This window comes from Pseudonocardia sp. N23 (assembly GCF_002583555.1).
Classification (GTDB): domain Bacteria; phylum Actinomycetota; class Actinomycetes; order Mycobacteriales; family Pseudonocardiaceae; genus Pseudonocardia.
In genome coordinates, this window is the sequence record NZ_BEGX01000056.1 from 36,085 (window position 1) to 57,050 (window position 20,966).

Sequence of the window (20,966 nt, forward strand, 5' to 3'; positions counted from 1 at the left end):
GGGGAGACGCCTTCGGGCGCCGCCGGTACTTCGGGGAAGGTCCATGGTCCTGTCTGTCGGAAGCCGGGATCGGGCGGGAACCGGCACGGGCCTGTCACAGGTGTGGACGAATCGGACGTCCCGAGAGTTCCCGGGTCGATGATGACATCCGTCATCGGCGAGCCGTGACGGCCGCTCCGGGGACGCGCCGCGTTCACCCGCGAGGGCCGGTCCGCCGAGTCGTTGAGGCCGAGTCGTCGAGCACCGGCGCCGGCCCGCTCACCGAGCGGGAGAGCGACGTGCTCGTCGCGGCCGCCGACGGCGCCACGTCGCCGACATCGCGCACCGGCTGTACCTGTCGGAGGGGACGGTGCGCCACCACCTGTCGTCGGCCATCGGCGAGACCGGCTCCCGCACGCGCGCCGAAGCCGTCCGCATCGCGGACGGCTTCGGCCGGCTCTACCCGCCTGCGGGTCAGCCCACGCGGGCCGCGCAGGCGTCGCGGTCCTCGGCGTACACGGGGTTCTGGGCCGCGGCCAGGCGCAGGTGCGGCAGGGCGTCGGCGTACCGGCTCTGCCGCTGCAGGGTGCGGCCCAGCAGGTAGCGGGCGAACGAGTCGGCCGGCGCGAGTTCGACGGCGCGGCGCAGCTCCTCCTCCGCCTTGCGCAGCTGCGCGGAGCGGTAGTAGGCGCGGCCGAGCAGCAGCGTGCCGCCGGAGCTCTCCCGCAGCTCCCCGGCGCGGGGCTCGAGCATCTCGAGCGCTTCCAGCGGCCGACCGCCGTCGACCCAGGTCTCGGCCATCCGGTAGGTCAGCGTGTCCATCATGACCAGCACCAACCCAATACCCCTGGTGGGTATTCCACGGTACGGGGGAGGGGAGACTGGCCGCGTGAACCGGCTGCGCTCGATCACCGCCCCGCAGTTCCTGCTCGCGCTGCTCGTCGCCTCGGCGGTCGTCCACGCGGTGCACGGGTTCCGGCTCTGGGACGTCTCTCGGCTCGCGATCATCGACGCCGTCCTCACGATCGTGATGCTCGTGATCGCGGGCATGCTGGCACGGACGCTGAAGACCCCGGCCGCGCAGCCGGTCCCGCTGCTGTCGGCGGCCGTGGCGGGCGCGATCGGCGTCGCGACGTTCCTGCTGCCCAGCGTCCTGGCGCTCACCCAGGGCCGCCCGCTCGCCGGACTGTTCGACGGCTGGGCGTTCGCGGCGCTGGTCGTCGACGCCATCGTCGTCCGCATCGCGATCTTCGCGCTCCGCCGCACCCTGCCGACCGGCTGACCCCGCGGGGGACGCGCCAGGCTCTCGGTCGGCCCCCTCGTCGGCCGGGGTCGCTACCCTGGCCGACGTGACCGCTGCGACCGTGCCGCCGTCCGGCTCCACCGACGCCCCCACCGACCCCCGCCGCGCCCTGGGCGCGGCGCTCCGCGCGTGGGCGGCGGGAGGGTCGGCCGGGATCGGAGTCGTCCGGGTGCTCGACCGGCACGGCTTCGGCACCGTCGAGTCCGGCCAGCTCGTTGCCTCGACGGCCGCGGGCGAGTCGGCAGGCGTGCTCTACCTCGGCGCGCTCGACGACACGGCGCTCCCGCTCGCGGCTGCGTCCACCACCGGCCCGCGGACCGGTGATGCACACGTCTCCGAGGCCGCGGGCATCGCAGCAGGGCTGGCCTGCGCCGGCGGTGCCACGCTCCTGGGCCACCCGTTGCCTGCGGCACTCGCGACGGCACTGGGCGACGCTCTCGACGGCGGCGTCCCCGCCGCGCTGCTCTCGCCCGCCGACGGGTCGTCCGTCCTGGTCCTCACCGGCCCGGCGCTCGAGCAGGTGCACGGCTCGCTGGGTTCCGCCGAGGCCGACGACGCCGCCTGCGAGACCGTCCGGGCCCGGCTGCGCCGCGGCGCCACCACGACCGAACGGTTCGACGCCGCGGGCACCGACGTACTGCTCGACCTGTGGGTCCCCGTGCCCACGGTGGTCGTCGTCGGGGCCGGCGCGATCGGCGAGGCGCTGCTTGCGCAGGCCGCGCTGCTGGGCTGGGGTGGGCGGACCGTCGCCGACCTCGACGACGCGCGCGCCGCCGTCGCCGGGTTCTCCGACGCCGACGTCGTCGTCCTGCTCGACCACTCGCCCCGGTTCGACGCGATACTCGTCGACGGTGTGCGCGGCGGCCGCGGCTTCATCGGCGCACTGGGCTCGCGACGCACCCAGTCGGCGCGCCGCGGCCGGCTGCTGGCCAAGGGCCTCACCGAGGCCGAGATCGACTCCATCCACGGCCCGGTCGGGCTCGACCTCGGCGCCCGTACCCCGGCCGAGACGGCCGTGTCGATCGTCGCGCAGGTCGTCGCCGTCCGGTCCGGTCGCGCCGCGACCGCTCTCTCCGCCTCCGAGAGCCGGATCGGCGGGTGACCGCACCCCGCCCGCCGTGGCGGTCGTCCGGGGGGCGCGCGACGCCGACCGTCCCGCTCCGCCGCCCCGGTTCCGGCGCGGAGGGGCCGACACGCCGGATCGGTGCCGACCCGCGCCCGCCCGTCGCGCCCCGGACCACCTACCGGGCCTCGGGCCTGCGCTGGCCCGCCCGCTTCCTCATCGGTGGACTGCTGATCGGCGCGATCATCGTCTGCGGCACGGCGTTCCGCGTGTGGCAGACCGCGCGCACCGACACCGAGACGCGCGCCGACGCCGTGATCGTGCTCGGTGCGGCGCAGTACGACGGCAACCCCAGCCCGATCTTCGCCTCCCGCCTCGACCACGCCGCCGCGCTGTTCAAGGAGGGCGTCGCGCCGCGGATCGTGACCGTCGGCGGGAACCGGGCCGGTGACGAGTACACCGAGGCCTCCGCGGGCCGGCGCTACCTGCTGGCCCACGGTGTCCCGGCGTCGGCGGTCGTCGCCGTCGGCGAGGGTTCCGACACCCTCGCGAGCCTGCAGGCGGTCGCTGCCGTGGCCCAGCGCGACGGCTGGAACACCGCCATCCTCGTCAGCGACCCGTGGCACTCGCTGCGGGCGCGCACGATGGCCGAGGACTCCGGGCTCGATGCGTGGACGTCGCCGACCCGCAGTGGACCCGTCGTGCAGAGCCGGGAGACGCAGGCCCGCTACATCATCAGGGAGACGGCCGCGCTGCTGTACTACCGGATCACCAAGGCACCGGCCGAGACCGAGGACACCGGGCTCGGATGAGCGGCCCCGCCGACCTGGCCGTCACGCACGACCGGGGTTACGACGAGCACTCCCGCGCCCGGCTCCTCCCCGAGGACCCCAAGGCCGCCGGGCGGGGCCGGCCCGAGCGGCGCAGCCCGTTCGCCCGCGACCGTGCCCGCGTCCTGCACTCGGCGGCGCTGCGCAGGCTCGCGGGGAAGACGCAGGTCGTGGGCCCGGGGGAGGGTGCGGAGGTCACCGGTATCCCGCGGACGCGGCTGACGCACTCGCTGGAGGTCGCCCAGATCGGCCGCGGCATCGCCGAGGAGCTGGGGGCGGACCCGGACGTCGTCGACACCGCCGGGCTCGCCCACGACATCGGGCACCCGCCCTTCGGGCACAACGGTGAACGCGCGCTCGACGAGATCGCCGGCGCCTGCGGCGGCTTCGAGGGCAACGCCCAGACCCTGCGCATCCTCACCCGGCTCGAACCGAAGGTCGGACACGGCGAGGGCTCGGCCGGCCTGAACCTCACCCGGGCCTCGCTCGACGCCGCCGCCAAGTACCCGTGGGTGGCGGAGCCGGGGCTGCGCAAGTACGGCGCCTACGACGTCGACGCCGCCGTCCTCGCGTGGGTGCGCGAGGGTGCCCCGCCGCGGCGACGGTGCGTCGAGGCGCAGATCATGGACTGGTCCGACGACGTCGCCTACTCGGTGCACGACGTCGAGGACGGCATCCTCGCCGGCCGCATCGACCTGGCCTCGCTGGGCGATCCCGAGGAGCGGGCCGCGCTCGCGGCGCTGGCCGTCGCCAACTTCGGTGCCGACGCCGAAGCCCTGGAGGAGGCCGCCGACCAGCTCGTGGCGCTGCCGTCGGTCGCGGCGGTCGCAGGGTTCCACGGCCCGACCGCCACCGGCGGTGCGCACGTCGCGCTCAAGGTGCTCACCAGCGAGCTCGTCGGCCGGTTCGTCCGCGCGGCCACCGACGCGACGCTCGACGCCCTGCCCGATCCCGACGTGCCCGTCGCCCGGTTCGCCGCCGACCTCGTCGTCCCGCCCGGCGCCGCCGCCGAGGTGGCACTGCTCAAGGCCGTCGCCGTGCGCTACGTGATGGCAGATCCCGCGCGGCTCGCGTTGCAGGCCCGGCAGCGGGAGCTGCTCGCCGAGCTCGCCGCCTCGCTGCTCGCGGGCGCCCCGGCCAGTCTCGACCCGGTCCGGGCCGAGGACTGGGCGCTCGCCGCCGACGACTGCGCCCGGCTGCGCGTCGTCGTCGACCAGATCGCGGTGCTCACCGACCAGCAGGCCTTCGCCTGGCACGCGCGCCTGCGACGGGTCTGAGCCTGCCTGTCACGAACCCGGGAGTCGTCTCGTCCTACGCACAGGACGACACGATGGAGGTCTGACATGCCACGAGTCCCCGCGGTGACCGAGCGTGACGCGGGCCCGGTCGGCCGGCTGGTGTACCGGATGGCGCGGCGCCGGTTCGGCGACGTGCCCGAGCCGTTCGCGGTCGCCCGCCACCACCGGAAGCTGTTCTGGGCGGGTCTGGTGTCGGAGCTGGCGTACGAGAAGGCGTCGACCGTGCTGCCCGCGCCGGTGCGCGAGCTGGCCGTGTACCGGACGGCGACGCAGGTCGGCTGCTCCTGGTGCGTCGACTTCGGGACGATGCTGCAGCGCCTCGAGGGCCTCGACGTGGACCGCCTGCGCCACATCGACTCCTACGCCGCCGACCCGCTCTACAGTCGCCAGGAACGGCTCGCGATCGCCTACGCCGACGCCATGACCGCGACCCCGACGACGGTCACCGACGACCAGGTCGCCGGGCTGGAACGCGAGTTCGGCCGCGCCGGCCTCGTCGAGCTGACCCACGCGATCGCGCTGGAGAACATGCGCGCCCGCAGCAACCACGCCCTCGGCATCACCGACCAGGGCTTCGATGCCGCGTGCGAGGTCCGCCTGAACAGCCCGTGATTCCCGCTCACGACCCCGAAGTGGCCGGCGGGTGGCGCGGGTCAGCGGCGGATCGTGCTGTCCGCCGGCAGCGGCTGCCCCGGGCAGCCGGCGAGGACGCCGGAGATGGCGTCACGTTCGGCGGCGGTGACCCACAGCGAGTACTTCGTCTTCACCGCGACCTGGCGGGCGACGTAGTCGCAACGGGAGGGCTTCGACGGTGGCAGCCACGTCGCGGCGTCGCCGTCGCCCTTGGACTGATTGGTCGGCCCGTCGACGGCGAGCAGGTTGAGGGGGTCGTTGCCGAGCAGTTTCCGGGTCGGCGCGTCGAGCTGCTGCGCGCCCTTCTGCCAGGCGTCGGAGATCGCGACGACGTGGTCGATCTGCACCTTCTCACTGGTGCCCTGACCGCGCTGGAAGACGATGTCCTTGCCGGTGTACGGGTCGTGCAGCGTACCGGTGAGCACGACGCAGTCGTGGGTGCCGGGCTTGAACGTCTCGCCGGTCATGTCCCGGGCGAGGACGTCGTTGCGCTGGTCGCAGCCGTTGCGGTCGATGTCCGACCACGCCGGGCCGAACTGCTCTCGGGTGTAGCCGGTCTTCGCCGCGCGCCCCTTCACCGGGAGCGCGGCGAGCGCGGTGGCGGCGTCCCCGGTGGCGGCCGCTACCGCCGGCGCATCCGCGGGTGCGACCTGGAACCCCGCGGTCTGCAGGGCCGCGCATCCCGAGGCCCCCACACTCAGGGCGGCCATCGCCGCCAGTACCGGAACAACCCGTCGCCACGCACGTACCGTTCGCACCCGCGAATCCTCGCCCGGCGGTCACCCTCGGTGCCGGAGCGACACGGGGGAGTATCCGGGTGAACCGGCCGGGGGTCAGAGCTTGTCCGGGTTGACCACCTGGAACACGCTCCGGATTCGTCCGTCCGTGATCGAGAGCACTGCGACCGAGGCGGGTGCCTTGCCGACGGCCTCCGTCCGCACACCCGGCTCCCCGTTGACGAGGACGGGTGACCAGCCCGCCGCGAGCCCGTCGCCGTACTTGCGCAGCAGGCCCAGCAGCAGCCGTGCGACGTCGGCGGGGCCGACGATCGGGCGCCGCGCCGCGGGGGCGTTGCCGCCGCTGTCGGTGAGCATGACGACGTCGGGGTGCAGGAGCGCGACGAGCCGGTCGGTGTCGGCGCGGGCCAGCGCGTCGGCGAACGCGGCGAGCACGGCCTGCTGCTCGGCGTCGGCCGCCCGCGGGGGTGCGTCGGCCTCGGCGACGATGCGCCGCGCCCGGCTGGCGTGCTGGCGGGCGGTGGCCTCGGAGCAGTCGAGCACCTCGGCGATGCGGCCGAAGGGCAGGTCGAGTGCGTCGTGCAGGACGAACGCGACACGCTGCGGCGGGCTGAGCCGCTCCAGCACGACCATCGCGGCCATCCGGACACCCTCGTCGCGGACGACGACGGCGAGCGGGTCATCGGCACCCGGTGTGGTGACGATCGGCTCCGGGAGCCACGGGCCGACGTAGCGCTCGCGGCGGACCGCCGCGGACCGCAACCGGTCCAGGCACAGCCGCCCGACGACGGTCGTCAGCCACGCGCGCGGCTCGTCGATCGCGTCGGGGGGCTGGGCGGCGAAGCGCAGCCACGCCTCCTGGACGGCGTCCTCGGCGTCGGCCAGGCTGCCGGTCATCCGGTAACCGACGCCCAGCAGGTGCGCGCGGTGCGACTCGAAGGCCACGGCGTCGGCGGTCACGACGGCGACGCTACCGGGGGCGACGAGCGTCACCCCCGGCCACCGTCACGTCCTGCGGCCCGGTCTCGTCCCACGGGAGAACGACCGAGTCAGGGAGGACCGATGGACATTCTCGTCACCGGGGGCACGGGCACGCTGGGCCGCGCGCTCGTCGAGAGGCTGCGTCACGACGGGCAGGCGCCCCGGGTGCTCAGCCGCAGCGCGGGGGAGGGGCGCGACGTCGGCGACCTGCGGTCCGGCGCCGGCATCGACGACGCCGTGCGCGGAGCCGACGTGATCGTGCACTGCGCGACCGCCCCGCGCGGCGATGCCGACACCACCCGCACGCTCGTCGACGCCGCGGCTCGCGCCGGGCGCCCGCACCTGCTGTACGTGTCGATCGTCGGCATCGAGGGGGTACCGCTGCCGTACTACCGGGGAAAGCTCGCGGCCGAACGTGTCGTCGCCGGCGGCCCCCTGCCGTGGACGATCCTGCGCGCCACCCAGTTCCACGACCTGCTCGCGACGATGTTCGCCGCCGGCTCGCGGACCGGGGTGCTGCCGGTGCCGGCGGGGACGCCGTTCCAGCCCGTCGACGTCACCGACGTCGCCGCGCGCCTCGCGGAGCTGGCGGTGGGGCCGGCCGCCGCCCGGGTCGCCGACCTCGGCGGCCCGCAGGTGCGCGACGTGGCGGACCTCGGCCGCGCGTGGCTCGCAGCGACGGGCAGACGCCGCCGCGTCGTCGGTCTGCGGCTGCCGGGCAAGATCGCCCGCGGGTTCCGCTCGGGCGCGCACACCGCGCCGGAGCACGCCGACGGCACCGTGACCTTCGAGCAGTACCTGGCGCGGTCGTGACCCCGCGCGTGGTGCTTCGCGCCGGGCTGCTGGTGCTCGGCGTGACCCAGGCCGTCGTCGGGCTGTGGGCGCTGCCCGCGCCACGCTCGTTCTACGACGGCTTCCCCGCACCCGGCCACCACTGGGTGTCGGCGCTGCCGCCCTACAACGAGCACCTGGTCCGCGACGTCGGCGCGCTCAGCCTCGCGCTGACGGTCCTGCTCGTCGCGGCGGCGGTCTGGCTGGACCGCCGGCTCGTCGCGATCACGCTCGTGGTGTTCGCCGTCTGGACGGTCCCGCACGTCGTGTTCCACAGCGTCCACCTGCACGGTTTCTCCGTGCTCGACGCGACGGCGCAGACGGTCGGGTTCGCGGTCGAGGTGGTCGTCGCGGCGGTGCTCGCGGTCGTGCTGGTGCGGTCGAAGGCGCCCGCCGTTCACTCGTCCGAATGATGTAGCGGTGACACGCCGGTCGGGCCTCCGGATGCGGTAACACCGGCGGCCCGGCGGGAGATGACGGGGTATGAACATGCTGACCGACGTCTTCACCGTCCTCGCCGGCGGCGCCGGCATCGTCATGCTGCTGGCCATGGCGGCCCTGCCCCTCTACGCCGACGCGGTCGGCCGCGTCGAGGCCGACGCCCCGCTCATCCCGCAGCCGCGGCGCGCGCCCGAGTCGTTCGACGCCATCGCCCCGCACTCCGTCGCCGCCTGACCCTCGGTCCCCCTGGCCGGCGCTTCTCAGCCGGCTCCCAGCTCGTTCGCAGCCGCGCCACGGCCTCGGGGGCCACCGTGGGGTGATGACCCTCCACGACCTCCTGACCTGGTCCGCCGTCTCCGTCGCCGTCCTGCTGTTCGCCGTGATGACGATGGTCCCGCTGCTCGTCGACCGCGACGAACGCGCACCCGTCCGGCTACCGTCGCGACGATGACCGGTCCGAACCCGCGCCCACGCCTGTCGGTCGTCGCGCTCGACTGCCCCGACGCCGAAGCCCTCGTCCGCTTCTACTCCGAGCTCACGGGCTGGCCCGTCGCCGCCGACTCCGAGGACGACTGGTGGGAGCTGGTCGCCGAGGGCCCGGTCACGATCGCCTGCCAGGTCGTCGACGGCTACCGCGCCCCGGTGTGGCCCTCCCAGGAGCACCCGCAGCAGGTCCACCTCGACTTCGACGTCCCCGATCTCGACGCCGGCGAGGCGTTCGTCCTCGGCATCGGGGCGACCAAGGCCGGGGTCCAGCCCGGCGAGACGTTCCGCGTGTACCTCGACCCGGTCGGCCACCCGTTCTGCCTGGTCCTCGCGAAGTGAGCCGTCCGACCGGCACGCGCCCGGTCCGCATAGACTCGGACCCGTGGCAGGGCGGATCCGGGACAGCGACATCGTGGAGGTCCGCGACCGCGCCCGGATCGACGAGGTCGTCGGCGAGTACGTCGCGCTCCGCCGTGCGGGCGCCGGGTCGCTGAAGGGCCTGTGCCCCTTCCACGACGAGAAGTCACCGTCGTTCAACGTGCGGCCCACCCACGGCACCTTCCACTGCTTCGGCTGCGGCGAAGGCGGCAGCGTCATCGACTTCGTCATGAAGATCGAGGTCGTCGGGTTCGTCGAGGCCGTCGAACGGCTGGCCGACAAGGTCGGCATCCGGCTCAACTACGAGGGCGGAGGCTCGTCGGTCCAGCGCGACCGCGGCACCCGGTCCCGGCTGCTCGAGGCCAACAAGAAGGCAGCCGAGTACTACGCCGAGCAGCTGCGCAGCCCGGAGGCCGCGCCCGCGATCGCGTTCCTCACCGGCCGCGGCTTCGACTCCGCGGCCGCGGCCACCTTCGGCTGCGGGTACGCCCCCGCCGGCTGGGACGGTCTGACCAAGCACCTGCTCGCCGCCGGCTTCACCCTCGACGAGCTGATGAAGGCCGGGCTCACCAAGGAGGGGCGCCGCGGCCCGATCGACCGGTTCCACCGCCGGCTGCTGTGGCCGATCCGCGACCTCGGCGGTGAGGTCGTCGGGTTCGGCGCGCGCCGGCTGTTCGACGACGACCAGATAGAGGCCAAGTACCTCAACACCTCCGACACCAGCGTCTACCACAAGACGAAGGTGCTGTTCGGGCTCGACCTGGCCAAACGCGAGATCGCGAAGCGGCGCCAGGTCGTCGTCGTCGAGGGCTACACCGACGTCATGGCCATGCACCTCGCCGGCGTGCCCACGGCTGTCGCCTCCTGCGGGACGGCCTTCGGCGCCGACCACGTCTCGGTGATCCGCCGGCTCATCGGCGACGACTCGTTCGACCTCGGCGAGGTCATCTACACCTTCGACGGTGACGCCGCCGGTCAGGCCGCCGCGCTCAAGGCGTTCGAGGGCGACCAGAGCTTCGCCGCGCAGACGTTCGTCTCGATCGCCCCCGACGGCCAGGACCCCTGCGAGCTGCGCCAGTCCGGCGGCGACACCGCGGTGCGTGACCTCGTCGCCCGCCGCGAACCGCTGTTCGAGTTCGCGATCCGCTCCATGCTGCGCGACCACGACCTCGACACCGCCGAGGGTCGCGTCGCCGCCCTGCAGCGCTGCGTCCCGCTCGTCGCCCGGATCCGCCGCGAGGATCTTCGCGACGAGTACGCCCGGCGCCTCGCCGGCTGGACCAGCTGGGACGACATCGCGATGGTCGTCCGCCGCGTCCGCGAGACCGCCGGCGCCCCCGCCGAGGCAGGCCGCGGCCGCCGGTCGACCCCCGCGGTCGCCCCGCCGCCGAAGGACGACCCGCGGCTGCACCTGCAGCGCGAGGCCGTGAAGGCGGCCCTGCAGGAGCCCGCCGTCGCCGGCCCCGCCTACGACGAGCTGCCCGAGGCCGCCTTCACCCATCCCGCGTTCGCCGTCGTGCACCGCGCCGTCGCCGCCGCCGGTGGCGTGTGCGGCGGGATGTCCGGGCAGGCGTGGATCGAGGCCGTCGGCACCGAGTGCACCCCCGAGGTCCGCGGGCTCGTCCACGAGCTCGCCGTCGAACCCATGCAGCTGCCCCGCAAGTCCGGGCGTGCCAGCAACAACGGCAACGGCCTCACCGACGAGGCCCGCTACGTCGGCAGCGTCGTCGCCGGGGTGCGGCTCGCGCTCGTCGAGTCGCAGATCGCCGAGCTCAAGGCGAGGCTGCAGCGCACCAACCCCGTCGAGGAAGCCGACGCCTACCACCAGCTCTTCGGCGACCTCGTCCCCCTGGAGCAGTACCGGATCGCGTTGCGCGACAAGGCGATGGGAGCCGCCGTCTGATGGGCCTGCTCGACCGCATCACCCGTGCCGTCACCGGACGCGGCGGGCTCCCCGCCGACTTCGACGGCACCCTCGAACCCGACGAGAACGTCGTCGCCGTCGCCGAGGTCGCCGGCGGTGGGCACGTCGTCGTCACGTCCTGGGGGATCTGGCTGCCCGGCGAGTCGTCACGGCGCATCGGCTGGCACCTCGTGAGCAAGGCCGTGTGGGGCGACGGCACCCTCGTCGTCACCGAGGCCACCGAGGAGGTGGCCGACGGCGTCGTGCTGCTCACCGACCTGCCCCCGCTGCGGCTGCGCCTCGACGAGCCGGGCAAGGTCCCGGCAGCCGTGCACACCCGCGTCACCGGCTCGATCCGGTCGCGGCATCGTCGCGACCTGCCCGGCGGTGGCGGCGTGTGGTTCCTGCAGCGCAGGATCCCGGGTGTCGACGGCTCCGTCCTGCAGGTCCGCGCCGACCCCGGCACCGACGCCGAGCTGGTGCGCCGTCTGGCCGTCGACGTGGCCAGGAAGGCGCACCAGGCATGAGCCGCACCACCTGGGACCCCGCGCTCTACCTGACCTTCGACGACGCCCGCTCCCGCCCGTTCTTCGATCTGGTCGCCCGGATCGGAGCCGACGCGCCCCGCCGCGTCGTCGACCTCGGGTGCGGGCCCGGCCACCTCACCGAGGTCCTCGCGCGCCGCTGGCCCGACGCCGCCGTCGAGGCCGTCGACTCCTCGCCCGAGATGGTCGCCGCCGCCCGCGAGCGCGGCATCGACGCGGTACTCACCGACGTCGGGTCCTGGACGCCCCGCCCCGACACCGACGTCGTCGTCACCAACGCGGTGCTGCAGTGGGTGCCCACCCATCCCGAGCTGCTCGCGCGCTGGGTCGAGATGCTTCCGCCCGGAGCCTGGTTCGCGATGCAGGTGCCCGGCAACTTCGGAGCGCCGTCGCACGCGCTGTCCCGCGACCTCGCCGACAGGCGCGGGCTCACGCTGCGCGATGAGCTGGCCGTGCGCGAGCCCGCCGACTACGCCTCGATCCTCGGCGGCCCCGACGTCGACGTGGACGTGTGGGAGACGACCTACCTGCAGCGACTCACCGGCGACGATCCCGTCCTGACCTGGATCACCGCCACCGCCCTGCGTCCCGTCCGCGACGCCCTCGACGACGACGCCTACGCCGACTTCCGTGCCGAGCTCGCCCCGCTGCTGCGGGAGGCCTACCCGGTGCGACCCGACGGCACGACGTGGCTCCCGTTCCGCCGCATCTTCGCGGTGGCGCACAAGCGATCCTGAGCCGGCGCGCAGGAAGAACGACGACCGCTCCCGCCCGGCGCCCGGCCCACCCGCAACGCCCCGCCCAGCGCCGACTCGCTCGACCGCGTCGAGAACCGGAACGACCGCGACCCGCCCTCGGCGTTGAAACCCGCCGCCACGGCGATGGCCTCGACAAGCGTGGATTTTCCGGACCCGTTCTCGCCCACCAGGAACGTCACGCCCGCCCCGAGCTCCAGCCGTCGGCCCCGCAGGGCGGCGACGACGGGAAGATCGAACGGATAGCCCGTCGACGGGGCAGCCTGTCCGGGACAGTCGGCGTCGTCTGGGGCGGGGTCTGGGTCGGAGTCGGCGGCGGGTCTGCCGGACGCCGGGTCTGTGGCCGCGGGAGTGTCGGGCCCGGGTCTGCCGGCCGCTGGGTTGCCGGCGGCGGGGCTGTCGGGCCCGGGTCTGGCGGCCGCCGGACCGTCGGCGTTGCCGGGCACGGGGCTGTCGGCGTCGGGGCTGCCGGTTTCCGAGCTGTCGGCTCGAGGGGTGTCGGGCTCCGGCTGGGTGAGCGCCTCCGCGACCGCGGCTTCGTCGATCTCGACGTACCGCAGGTAGACCGCCGGACCTCCCGGTGTACCCCGCGATGCCCGGCGCGACGTCAGTGGCCGCGCCCGTTCGACGACGCGTCTGCGTGCCGGTTGCCGGTGACGGCTTCCTCGACCCGTGCCCGCACCACCCCCGCCGCGCCCTGGACGGCGGGATGGTCGGTGAGGCGTTGGTACGTCCGCACCAGCTGGTCGTAGCGCTCGTGCCCGGCCCGCGCCCCCAGCACGTACCCGACGGCCGCACCCAACAAGAACATCAGCATGTCGCCTCCGCAGGTCGTCCGTGTCGATCCCCATCCTGCCCCAGCCGCAGGTCCGCTGGTTGCCGTGGCGGACGTGGCCCCCCGGGGGATGCGGCCGAACGGGTGCGCTAAAGTTTGCGAGTCGGAAGGGCGGCGCCCGACCGGCAGAGCGGTCCTCCGTAGCTCAATTGGCAGAGCATGCGACTGTTAATCGCAGGGTTACTGGTTCGAGTCCAGTCGGAGGAGCTTTCTCCCAGCTCAGAGGCCTAGCCCGAGCCGGTATGAAGATCACGCCCCTCCTTTACCCCCATCTTTGTGGGGCTTCTTCGGCGTGGCGGTGATCGCCTCCAGGACAGCGGCGGCGCCCGTCTTCGCGACCTTCCGGCCGAAGTAGTTGTCCTGGGTCATGGAGACCTTGGCGTGGCCGAGCTGGTCGGCTGCGGCCCGGGCGCTCAGCCCCGCAGCATCCATCAACGTGGCGACGGTCTTGCGGTAGACGTGCGAGGTCACCCACGAGTAGCCGGCCGCCGCGAAGACGACCCGGAGATCGGCCTGGGTGTTCGACGGGTCGCGTAGGCCGCCCATCGGCGCGGTGAACACGACGCCCCACTCGTTGGCCGTGGCGTGCGCTCTCCGGGCCTTGAGCATGGTGACCGCCCACGTCGGCAGTTCCAACGTCCGGAAGCCACTGCGGCTCTTGGTGCGCCACTTGAGGACCAGCCCAGTACCCGGGACCCGGACGACCGTTCCACGGACCTCCACGGTGCCTGCGTCGAGGTCCAGGGCATCCCACGTGACCGCGCACGCCTCGCCGATCCGTAGGCCGGTCGCGAGCATGAAGTCCGTCAGCTCCACGACGTCCCACTCGATCGCCTTCTCGCTCGCCGCGATCTTTCCGCGCAGCTCGCGGGCCTGGTCGAGCGTGAGCGACTTCGCGGACGATGTCTCACTCTCGATCCGGCCCACGTCGCGCACGGGGTTGCGGTCGAGCGCGTCGTGCCGGACTGCCAGACCGACCATGCCGCTCAGCACCGTCCGCGTGGTCTTGGCCGCCGCGGTCCCGTAGCGATCGTGGACGTCGGCGACGAGCTGGTCGAGGCGCGAGACCGTCAGCTCGCGGACGCGGAGCTGGCCCAGCCCTGCCTTGACGTGCCGGTCGAAGCGGTACCGGTACTGATGGGCGGTGGTGGGTGAGCGCTTCCCCTGGGCGACGGCCCGGTCGATCTCGGCGAGCCAGAGCGAGCCGAGAGCGGCCACCTTGGTGTCGCCGCTGATCTCACCGGCGAGAGCGGTGCGTCCGCGGTCCCGTAGCGCCAGCTTGAGGCGCTGCTCGGCGGCGGCTCTGCTGGTGCCCGTGCGTTCGACCTCGCGGACGACACCGTCGTGGTCACGGAACTTGGTGCGAGCCCGCCACCGTCGCTGACCGAGCCGGTAGAGCCTGATCTGCCCGTGCGTGCCGATCGGCAGCGGCGGGCGGGCCATCACGCCACGTCCTTGCGCAACGAGGCGACCCAGGCGCGAACCTCCTCGGGCACGAACCGGACGTGCTTGCCGATGCGCGTGCCGGGAGGTCCGTAGTTCTTGGTGCGCCACTGGTAGATCGTCTGGACAGGGATGTCGAGGTACTGCGCGACGTCCTTCGGACCCCACAGCCGCTCGTTCACGTCGTCCTCCTGGTGGTGCGCTGCTCTCGGATGCGTTCGGCGTGGGCGATGGCGAGTTCGCGGTCGGTCTGGGTGTGGTGGCCGATGCCGACGAGGTGCCAGTCGTTGACGACGATCACGGGCTCGTCGGGTGGGTGGCCGAGTCGTTCGAGGTGCTCGGCGAGGCGCCAGGTGCGCTGGTCGTGGCGGATGGCGCGGAACGTCGTGGAGTAGCGGCGGCTCTTGGTGAGGAAGTGCCCGCGGAAGCCGAGCATGTGGGCCCATTTGCGGAGATTGAGCGCGGCGTAGGCGTCGAGGCCGCCGAGGTGCCAGGCGGTCTCGATGATGCGGCGGTGGTGGGGGTGCAGGCGCAGGTGGTCGAGGTGGGTCAAGGATCGGATGGGGCGGTCGGGGTGGTCGTCGGTCTTGCCGGTGCCCTTGGTGGCGTACTTGGCGATGTAGCCGGCCAATCGCTGGTCGGTGATCTCGCCGGTCTCGTCGGTGACGTCGGCGGCGGCCTGGGCGTTGATCCGGCGGACGTCGACCTGGGTTCCCCAGCGCAGCGTCAGCGGTGCGCCGTCGGGGCTGTCGACGTCGACGGTGACGCTGCGGGCGGCGGCGGTGACTGCGTCGCGCAGCAGCTCGTGGGTGGCGCCTGAGGGCGGCGGGTCGGTGGGTCCGTCGGGGCCGTCGAGGCGGATGGCGGCGTGGAAGTGGACCAGCCCGCGACGCTGGTACTCGGCGACCTTGGCGTAGGAGAGACGGGCGCGGGCGGTGAACTCGCGGGTGGTCCAGCCCAGCGCGTTGGCGAGGGTGCGGCGCAGGGCGATGGTGAAGCGATGCCAGAGCTTCCCGGCGTGTGCCTGCCAGAGGACCGACCCGGTGTAGTCGTAGGTGTCGGGGTCCAGCGGTGTGCCGAGGTCGGGGTCGTGGTCGCGGTGGTGGCGCTCGCACGGGCAGGGGATCACTCGGCCGCGGGTCGAGAGGCGCCGGGAGTGGACCGGCCCGAACGACGGCGCGGTGAGGGTGAGGAACAGGCGGGGCCGGTCGGTGACGGTGGTCGGGACGCCCTTCTCCCCGCCCGCGAGTCCGGCGCGGATGAGGTGGAAGGCATTGGCGGCGTAGCGGTCCGAGCAGGCCGGGCAGACGGTCTCGCGCCGGTTCCCGCACGGCGCCCAGACCTCGCCGGTGCGCTGAGTGAGGACCCGCCCGTCCTGGGCGGTGACGGTGGAGGAGCCGCGCAGCCTGACGGGGTGGGCGCATCCGCCGGTGGCTTCCATGCGGGCGCGCCAGATCGGGTAGTCGAAGGCTCGAAGCCGCGCGGTGAGCGCGGTGTCGGTGTCGTGAGTGCTCATCCGTAGACCTCGTGTTCGTGTTCGATCTCGACGGGGTCGGCGCGGAAGCCGTGGTGGCGGGCGAGGCGTTCGGCGCCTGCGCGATAGGAGCGGGCTCGGCCGAGGACGTCGCCGTGTTCGGTCTCGACCAGGTAGGTGCCGTCCTGGCGGACGATCGAGCCGGAGAAGTCGGCGGCGCCGCAGGTGACCAGGCCGTGGCCGGGGCGGACGACGTCGACGTGGACGAGGACCCGGTCCCCGGGTGCGGGTCCGGTGGTCGCGGTGGCGGCGACGTCGACGAGGGTCGCCTGCTCGGGTTCGGGGCGGCCGTCGAGCTGGACGGGAACCCGGGCGCCGGGGATGAGTCGTCCGGCGGCGAGCAGGTGGTGCACGGTGGCGGCTTCGTCGGGGCGGGTGGGGATGGCGAACTCGGCGGCGCGGGTGCCGATCGCGCGGGTGTGGACCTTCTCGGCGATCCCGACCAGGACGTATCCGGGGTCGTGGGCGTCGCGCAGGACGCGGTCGGTGAGGTCGTCGTCGAACAGCAGCGCTTGGCCGGCCGATTCGCTCTGGTGAGCTGGGCGGCGGGTCATCGGGTCCACCACCAGCCATGACGTGCCTCAGCCGACCACTCGGCGGCGAGCGCGCGGGTGGCCTGAACCTCGATCGCGACCGCGGCGAGGGTGACGCCCCAGAACCAGCCCGAACCGGTGCCGAGGAACAGCCAGCACACCCCGACGGCGACCGCGAGCGCCGCGGTGAGCTTGAGCCAGGTGATCGCGGCCCATCCGGTGACGGCCCACATCACGCCACCCCCGCCGGTGCGCAGGACTCGGCCAGCTCGTCGATCTCGGCATCGAGAACGTGCGCGGCGCGGAACCGGACAGGCAGCCGGGAGCGGGTGTCGATGACGAACCCGATGCCCGCGTGCTCGGGGTCGCCGGGAATCTCGTCGGCGAGCGCTCCCCGTTCGCGGGCACCCTCGCCGAGGACCATGTCGACGTGGGAGGCGGCGGTGACGCCGAGGCAGATGCGGGTGGGGAACAGCTCACGGACGTCGACGACGTCCTTGGACGGTTCCTGCACGTAGCCGATGACGGTGGTCAGGCAGGCGCGGCCCTGGGTGAGGATTTCGGCGAGCAGGCGCAGGGCGTCGCGGACCTGGGCGCGTTCGCCGTAGGCGGTGAGCATCGCGAGCTCGTCGACGACGACCAGGTCCAGCGGGTGCTGGGCGGAGACGTCGAGGTGGCGCAGGCCGTTGTCGCGCATGTGGTTCTGCCGGGCGCGCATGTCGTCGCGGGCCTCGGTGAGCAGGGTGAGTGCGTCGTCCATGGTGGTGGCGTAGCGGTGGAACAGCGGCACGCCGCGGGAGGTCTCGGCGCCGCCCTTGAGGTCGATCACCCGGACCCGGACCAGGCCGTCGCGGATGGCCGGGCCGAGCGCGCGAAGCGGTGCCCACAGCAGGGAGCCCTTGCCCGCGCCGGTGGCTCCGGCGACGAGGACGTGGGTGCCGAGGACGGACAGGTGGAAGGGGCGGCCGTGTTCGTTGTCGCCGACGTCGAGGGCGCGTAGGTCGATCTCGGTGCTGTCGGTGGGGATCGGTGGTGCGGGGATGGTGTGGGTGAAGGGCATGGTGTGTTCGACGACGAGGGCGAGCAGGCCGGGGCGTAGCCGGGTCACGGCGACGCGGTGGGCGAGCAGGGCGTCGGCGAGGGCTTCGGTGCGCTGTTCCCAGGTGCGCAGGTCCTGGCCGCGGGCGAGCCGGACGTAGAGGGTGTCGATCGAGCGTGACGACGAGCGGACCCGGACCAGGCGGGGGACGACGAGGCGGCCGGTGTGGAGGTTCTCCCGGGCGAGGCCGCAGTCGGAGAGGACGCCGGACCAGCGGCGGCCGCGGTAGCGGGTCCAGCGTCGCCAGCAGGCGCGCAGCCGGGGTCCGGCGGTGTGGTCGAACGAGGCCGGGTGCAGCCGACCCCAGACCGCGACCGACCCGACGAGAGCCGCGACGGTGACGACGGTGGGCAGCCATCCGACGAGAACCGCGGTGGTGAGGACGGCGGCGGGGACGAGCAGGAACAGCGGGTGGCGGGCGAGCCAGCCCAGCGCGCGGAACTCACCACCGGTCGGGCGGGTGGTCCGGCGGCGGGTGTGGTGGTCGCGGCGGTGCGGCCGGTGGGTGCGGTGGTCGGTCTCGACGAACATGACGGCTCCTCTCGTGTGGGTGGGTCAGGCGCCCTTGCGGATGGCGAGCTGCGCGAGGCGCAGGCCCTCGGCGACTCCGGAGCGCCAGGCCAGCTCGGTGGGGACCTCGCGGTGGTCGCAGTGCAGGAAGCGGCGGCGCTCGCGCTCGAGGCGACGCAGGAGCCGGCCGACGCCGGACCCGGGCCGCTGGGGGCGGTGAAGCGGGTGGGGGTGGGTCAGACGCATGACGGGCTCGCTTCCTGGTCGAGGTGGTCGGTCGGGCAGGTGGGGCAGGTGCCGGTGGCGTCGCAGGCGGGGCAGTCGGTGCTGTCGTCGGCGCCGGGGTGGCTGTCGGGCGTAGTGCCGTAGCCCTGGCAGAGGTCGCAGTGACCGGTGTCGGCGCAGTCCTCGCAGGTGCGCATCGGTGCTCCTGGTGCTGGTCGGGACCTGTTTTCGGGCAGGGGGTAGCCACTGCGGAATTGCTGGAATTCGTGAAAGGGGGTGGCTACCTCCGTGCCCGAGAAGCGGGTCAGGCGGCGGTGGGACCGCTCGCGGCGTCGAGCTGGGCGACGACCTCGGCGAGCAGGTCGCGCAGCCGGGCGAGGTTGGCCCGGTCGGCGTAGAGGGTGACGTCGACGTCGCGGCTACCCAGCCGGACGGTGGCGCGACGGTCCGCCGGGTAGAGGCGCGGGGTGAAGCTGGTGGACGAGAACAGGTGGACCGACGTCGACATCACGACGGCGGGAAGGTGAGCGGGGCGGGTCACTTGTCGCCGCGCGGTGCCGGGGTGGGGGCGTGCTTGAGGCCCATCGCCCGCCAGGCGAGCCCGGAGTTGACCCGTCCGGCGCTCTCGACCTGGTACGGCGAGACCCGGGCGTCGATCAGCTCCACGCGGGCGTCCTCGCCGAAGTCCGGGCCGGGGTCGGTCCCGAGCGTCACCTTGATCTCCTCGCCCTTCGGGGCCCGCTCACCGGCCTTGACGCGCAGCTTCGCGAACAGGGAGACGGTGAACTGGGTGGCGCCGTCGCGGTCGGTGACGGGCACCTGCGCGCCGTTGGCGTCCTCGCGCATCTTGGGCATGGGCGGCTCGACGACGGTGAGCTTGTAGCCGCCGAGGTTGACCGGGATGTCGCGCATCGTGTGCTCCTTCGTGAGGGGGTTTGAGCTAGCTCTATAGCAGCACGGTAGCACGCGCGAGTCAATAGAACTATCTCTATCGGTGCTCTGGTTGACAGCTGAGGGATAGGGCTAGCGTTGTTGCTCGCGCGCAGCAGCTCTGCGTTCGTGCAGCGGGGAGGAGACAACGTGGCCAGCGGGTATCGAGACGTCGCCGACGCATTGCGGGCGGCGATCGAGGCTGGGGAGTACCCGCCGGGCTCGACCCTCCCCAAGCAGGACGAGATCGCCGCGCGCCACGACGTCAACATCCACACCGTCCGCAAGGCCGTGTCCGTGCTGGAGGCCGAAGGACTGGTGACGCCGGTCCGGCGACGCGGGACCGTCGTGCGCGCCCGTCCACGGCTGCGCCGCCTCGGCACCGAGCGCTACGCCAAGAGCCGGTGGAAGGCCGGCATCATCGGCTTCTCCGCGGACCGCGAGGCATCCGGTGTCGCGTGGAAGCCCGGCGACCAGACCCAGAGCGTCGCAAAGGTCGTCGCCGACGACGCCACCGCGAAGGCCCTCGACGTCGAACCAGGTTCCGAGGTCTACGAGCGCGCCCGTCTGGTCAAGGACGAGGGCCAGCCCACGCACACGCTCGCCAGCTACTACCGGCCCGAGGACGTCGAGGGCACTCCGATCGTCGACCCCGCACCTGGGCCCGTGCCCGGCGGTGGCGGGTTCGGGGCGCTGACCGCGCGCGGGCTCGAACCGCAGACGATGACCGAGACGATCCACTCCCGCATGCCCACGCCCGACGAGATCGAGACGCTGGAGCTGCCCGCGGGGGAGCCGGTCATGATCCTGGAGCGCCAGACCTTCACCGCCGACGGCCGGTGCGTCGAGTTTGCCCGCGGCGTGCACGCCGCCAGCCGGTTCGCCTGGACCTACTCGTTCGCCATCCCCGACTGACGGCCATGTCCGGCAACGGTTCCGCGCTCGACGACCCCGAGATCGCGCACGCCGTCGAGACCCTGTGGAACTACCACCGGCTCGACAACGGCCTCGGCACCCGTACTGACGTCGGGATCGGCCTTGGCAGTCACGACCTGTCCGTCGCCATCGTGACGGCCGAGCTCTACCATCGCGGCCTCTTCCCGCTAATCGTGTTCACCGGCGCCAACGCCCCGACCACCGTCGAGCGGTTCCCGCGCGGCGAGGCGGTGCACTACCGCGAGCAGGCCATCGAGCTGGGCGTCCCGGCCGACGCGATCCTCGTCGAGGACCAGGCCACCAATACCGGCGAGAACATCACCCGCACCCGCGACCTCCTCACCGCTACCGGGCACGACGTCAACGCAGTGACCCTCGTCAGCAGGCCGTACCAGCAGCGCCGAGCGCGCGCGACATGCCGGAAGCTCTGGCCCGAGGTCGACGTCGTCACCGCCGGGGCGTCAACGGAGCTGCGCGAATATGTCGCGAGCATCGGTGACGAGCGCCGGGTGATCTCGATGCTCGTCGGCGACACCCAGCGCATCGACGTCTACGCCCATCGAGGCTTCGCCGCCCCCGAACCGATGCCCGCCGACGTCCTCGACGCCATGGCGCTCCTGCTCGACCGCGGCTACACCGACCGCCTCATCTGACCAGCGCCGACGCGCAGCTGCGACGTGCTGCGTACACAATTTCTTCTCCGTATCAAGGCGCCGGCTTCGCCGTCGCGCCGCTTCGCGCTGCCCGGGGCGTGCGGC

Annotated in this window: 30 protein-coding genes and 1 tRNA gene; 16 read left to right on the top strand and 15 right to left on the bottom strand. The window is 73.4% G+C overall.

Going from position 1 to position 20,966, the window contains the following annotated elements; all coding sequences use genetic code 11:
* Positions 1-453 precede the first annotated feature (453 nt).
* Positions 454-804: a CDC27 family protein gene (locus TOK_RS16685; RefSeq protein WP_098958833.1), complete on the bottom strand. Its 351-nt coding sequence runs from the start codon at positions 802-804 to the stop codon at positions 454-456.
* A 64-nt stretch (positions 805-868) separates the two neighbouring features.
* Between TOK_RS16685 and TOK_RS16690 the strand changes: the two genes are divergently transcribed.
* The 5 genes from TOK_RS16690 to TOK_RS16710 all read left to right on the top strand — a co-directional run bounded on the left by TOK_RS16690 (position 869) and on the right by TOK_RS16710 (position 5,085).
* The gene (locus TOK_RS16690; protein WP_098958807.1) at positions 869-1,261 is read left to right on the top strand and encodes a hypothetical protein; all 393 of its coding nucleotides are present in this window, start codon (positions 869-871) and stop codon (positions 1,259-1,261) included.
* 67 nt (positions 1,262-1,328) lie between these two features.
* Positions 1,329-2,384: an XdhC family protein gene (locus TOK_RS16695; protein WP_253258423.1), complete on the top strand. Its 1,056-nt coding sequence runs from the start codon at positions 1,329-1,331 to the stop codon at positions 2,382-2,384.
* 155 nt (positions 2,385-2,539) lie between these two features.
* Positions 2,540-3,157: a YdcF family protein gene (locus TOK_RS16700; protein ID WP_098958835.1), complete on the top strand. Its 618-nt coding sequence runs from the start codon at positions 2,540-2,542 to the stop codon at positions 3,155-3,157.
* The gene (locus TOK_RS16705) at positions 3,154-4,452 is read left to right on the top strand and encodes a deoxyguanosinetriphosphate triphosphohydrolase (RefSeq protein WP_098958808.1); all 1,299 of its coding nucleotides are present in this window, start codon (positions 3,154-3,156) and stop codon (positions 4,450-4,452) included. The genes TOK_RS16700 and TOK_RS16705 overlap by 4 nt, the downstream gene beginning before the upstream one ends.
* Positions 4,453-4,518: 66 nt before the next feature.
* Complete coding sequence (locus TOK_RS16710) at positions 4,519-5,085, top strand: carboxymuconolactone decarboxylase family protein (protein WP_098958809.1); 567 nt, start codon at positions 4,519-4,521, stop codon at positions 5,083-5,085.
* 41 nt (positions 5,086-5,126) lie between these two features.
* Here the strand turns inward: TOK_RS16710 and TOK_RS34145 are convergent, their stop codons facing one another.
* Both TOK_RS34145 and sigJ read right to left on the bottom strand, forming a co-directional pair.
* Complete coding sequence (locus tag TOK_RS34145; RefSeq protein ID WP_098958810.1) at positions 5,127-5,816, bottom strand: HNH endonuclease family protein; 690 nt, start codon at positions 5,814-5,816, stop codon at positions 5,127-5,129.
* A gap of 123 nt (positions 5,817-5,939) precedes the next feature.
* On the bottom strand, positions 5,940-6,803 hold the full coding sequence (sigJ, locus tag TOK_RS16720; RefSeq protein ID WP_098958836.1) for an RNA polymerase sigma factor SigJ: 864 nt from the start codon (positions 6,801-6,803) through the stop codon (positions 5,940-5,942).
* A gap of 102 nt (positions 6,804-6,905) precedes the next feature.
* On the opposite strand from sigJ, the gene TOK_RS16725 reads away from it, so the two are divergent.
* The 8 genes from TOK_RS16725 to TOK_RS16755 all read left to right on the top strand — a co-directional run bounded on the left by TOK_RS16725 (position 6,906) and on the right by TOK_RS16755 (position 12,145).
* A complete protein-coding gene (locus TOK_RS16725) occupies positions 6,906-7,637 on the top strand; it encodes an SDR family oxidoreductase (protein WP_098958811.1) in 732 nt (243 codons plus the stop codon).
* Positions 7,634-8,068, top strand: coding sequence for a hypothetical protein (locus TOK_RS16730; protein WP_216361990.1), 435 nt, complete (start codon positions 7,634-7,636; stop codon positions 8,066-8,068). Before TOK_RS16725 ends, TOK_RS16730 begins: the two co-directional genes overlap by 4 nt.
* Positions 8,069-8,138: 70 nt before the next feature.
* Positions 8,139-8,330: a hypothetical protein gene (locus TOK_RS16735; protein ID WP_098958812.1), complete on the top strand. Its 192-nt coding sequence runs from the start codon at positions 8,139-8,141 to the stop codon at positions 8,328-8,330.
* 85 nt (positions 8,331-8,415) lie between these two features.
* The gene (locus tag TOK_RS34715) at positions 8,416-8,547 is read left to right on the top strand and encodes a hypothetical protein (RefSeq protein ID WP_256387979.1); all 132 of its coding nucleotides are present in this window, start codon (positions 8,416-8,418) and stop codon (positions 8,545-8,547) included.
* The gene (locus tag TOK_RS16740; protein ID WP_098958813.1) at positions 8,544-8,921 is read left to right on the top strand and encodes a VOC family protein; all 378 of its coding nucleotides are present in this window, start codon (positions 8,544-8,546) and stop codon (positions 8,919-8,921) included. Before TOK_RS34715 ends, TOK_RS16740 begins: the two co-directional genes overlap by 4 nt.
* 43 nt (positions 8,922-8,964) lie before the next feature.
* Entirely contained in the window at positions 8,965-10,863 is a 1,899-nt protein-coding gene (gene dnaG, locus TOK_RS16745; protein ID WP_098958814.1) for a DNA primase, read from the top strand.
* Positions 10,863-11,390, top strand: a complete 528-nt coding sequence (locus tag TOK_RS16750) for a hypothetical protein (RefSeq protein WP_098958815.1) — start codon at positions 10,863-10,865, stop codon at positions 11,388-11,390. Before dnaG ends, TOK_RS16750 begins: the two co-directional genes overlap by 1 nt.
* Complete coding sequence (locus tag TOK_RS16755) at positions 11,387-12,145, top strand: trans-aconitate 2-methyltransferase (protein WP_098958816.1); 759 nt, start codon at positions 11,387-11,389, stop codon at positions 12,143-12,145. Before TOK_RS16750 ends, TOK_RS16755 begins: the two co-directional genes overlap by 4 nt.
* Here the strand turns inward: TOK_RS16755 and TOK_RS35395 are convergent.
* Both TOK_RS35395 and TOK_RS16765 read right to left on the bottom strand, forming a co-directional pair.
* Positions 12,070-12,609 (bottom strand): AAA family ATPase, encoded by a 540-nt coding sequence (locus TOK_RS35395; protein WP_374754904.1) that lies wholly within the window; start codon positions 12,607-12,609, stop codon positions 12,070-12,072. The two genes, TOK_RS16755 and TOK_RS35395, sit on opposite strands and share 76 nt — an antisense overlap.
* Before the next feature lie 161 nt (positions 12,610-12,770).
* Positions 12,771-12,980: a hypothetical protein gene (locus TOK_RS16765; protein ID WP_098958817.1), complete on the bottom strand. Its 210-nt coding sequence runs from the start codon at positions 12,978-12,980 to the stop codon at positions 12,771-12,773.
* A 152-nt stretch (positions 12,981-13,132) separates the two neighbouring features.
* On the opposite strand from TOK_RS16765, the gene TOK_RS16770 reads away from it, so the two are divergent.
* Positions 13,133-13,205 (top strand) — tRNA-Asn (locus TOK_RS16770).
* 42 nt (positions 13,206-13,247) lie between these two features.
* Here the strand turns inward: TOK_RS16770 and xerC are convergent.
* From xerC to TOK_RS16820, 10 genes are all read right to left on the bottom strand, one after another.
* On the bottom strand, positions 13,248-14,441 hold the full coding sequence (gene xerC, locus TOK_RS16775) for a tyrosine recombinase XerC (RefSeq protein WP_098958818.1): 1,194 nt from the start codon (positions 14,439-14,441) through the stop codon (positions 13,248-13,250).
* On the bottom strand, positions 14,441-14,623 hold the full coding sequence (locus tag TOK_RS16780; protein WP_098958819.1) for an AlpA family transcriptional regulator: 183 nt from the start codon (positions 14,621-14,623) through the stop codon (positions 14,441-14,443). The genes xerC and TOK_RS16780 overlap by 1 nt, the downstream gene beginning before the upstream one ends.
* Positions 14,620-15,957: a replication initiator gene (locus TOK_RS16785; protein ID WP_098958820.1), complete on the bottom strand. Its 1,338-nt coding sequence runs from the start codon at positions 15,955-15,957 to the stop codon at positions 14,620-14,622. The genes TOK_RS16780 and TOK_RS16785 overlap by 4 nt, the downstream gene beginning before the upstream one ends.
* Positions 15,954-16,529: a hypothetical protein gene (locus TOK_RS16790; RefSeq protein ID WP_141566426.1), complete on the bottom strand. Its 576-nt coding sequence runs from the start codon at positions 16,527-16,529 to the stop codon at positions 15,954-15,956. The genes TOK_RS16785 and TOK_RS16790 overlap by 4 nt, the downstream gene beginning before the upstream one ends.
* Positions 16,526-16,741: a hypothetical protein gene (locus TOK_RS16795; RefSeq protein WP_098958837.1), complete on the bottom strand. Its 216-nt coding sequence runs from the start codon at positions 16,739-16,741 to the stop codon at positions 16,526-16,528. Before TOK_RS16795 ends, TOK_RS16790 begins: the two co-directional genes overlap by 4 nt.
* Complete coding sequence (locus TOK_RS16800) at positions 16,741-18,138, bottom strand: FtsK/SpoIIIE domain-containing protein (protein WP_098958822.1); 1,398 nt, start codon at positions 18,136-18,138, stop codon at positions 16,741-16,743. Before TOK_RS16800 ends, TOK_RS16795 begins: the two co-directional genes overlap by 1 nt.
* Positions 18,139-18,162: 24 nt before the next feature.
* The gene (locus tag TOK_RS16805; protein ID WP_098958823.1) at positions 18,163-18,363 is read right to left on the bottom strand and encodes a hypothetical protein; all 201 of its coding nucleotides are present in this window, start codon (positions 18,361-18,363) and stop codon (positions 18,163-18,165) included.
* Positions 18,354-18,539: a hypothetical protein gene (locus TOK_RS16810; RefSeq protein ID WP_098958824.1), complete on the bottom strand. Its 186-nt coding sequence runs from the start codon at positions 18,537-18,539 to the stop codon at positions 18,354-18,356. Before TOK_RS16810 ends, TOK_RS16805 begins: the two co-directional genes overlap by 10 nt.
* Before the next feature lie 107 nt (positions 18,540-18,646).
* The gene (locus TOK_RS16815; protein ID WP_098958825.1) at positions 18,647-18,883 is read right to left on the bottom strand and encodes a hypothetical protein; all 237 of its coding nucleotides are present in this window, start codon (positions 18,881-18,883) and stop codon (positions 18,647-18,649) included.
* Positions 18,880-19,254 (bottom strand): hypothetical protein, encoded by a 375-nt coding sequence (locus tag TOK_RS16820; protein WP_098958826.1) that lies wholly within the window; start codon positions 19,252-19,254, stop codon positions 18,880-18,882. Before TOK_RS16820 ends, TOK_RS16815 begins: the two co-directional genes overlap by 4 nt.
* 168 nt (positions 19,255-19,422) lie before the next feature.
* On the opposite strand from TOK_RS16820, the gene TOK_RS16825 reads away from it, so the two are divergent.
* Together TOK_RS16825 and TOK_RS16830 are read left to right on the top strand one after the other, a co-directional pair.
* Positions 19,423-20,187 (top strand): GntR family transcriptional regulator, encoded by a 765-nt coding sequence (locus TOK_RS16825; protein ID WP_098958827.1) that lies wholly within the window; start codon positions 19,423-19,425, stop codon positions 20,185-20,187.
* Between the two features lie 5 nt (positions 20,188-20,192).
* A complete protein-coding gene (locus tag TOK_RS16830; RefSeq protein ID WP_098958828.1) occupies positions 20,193-20,861 on the top strand; it encodes a YdcF family protein in 669 nt (222 codons plus the stop codon).
* Positions 20,862-20,966 lie beyond the last annotated feature (105 nt).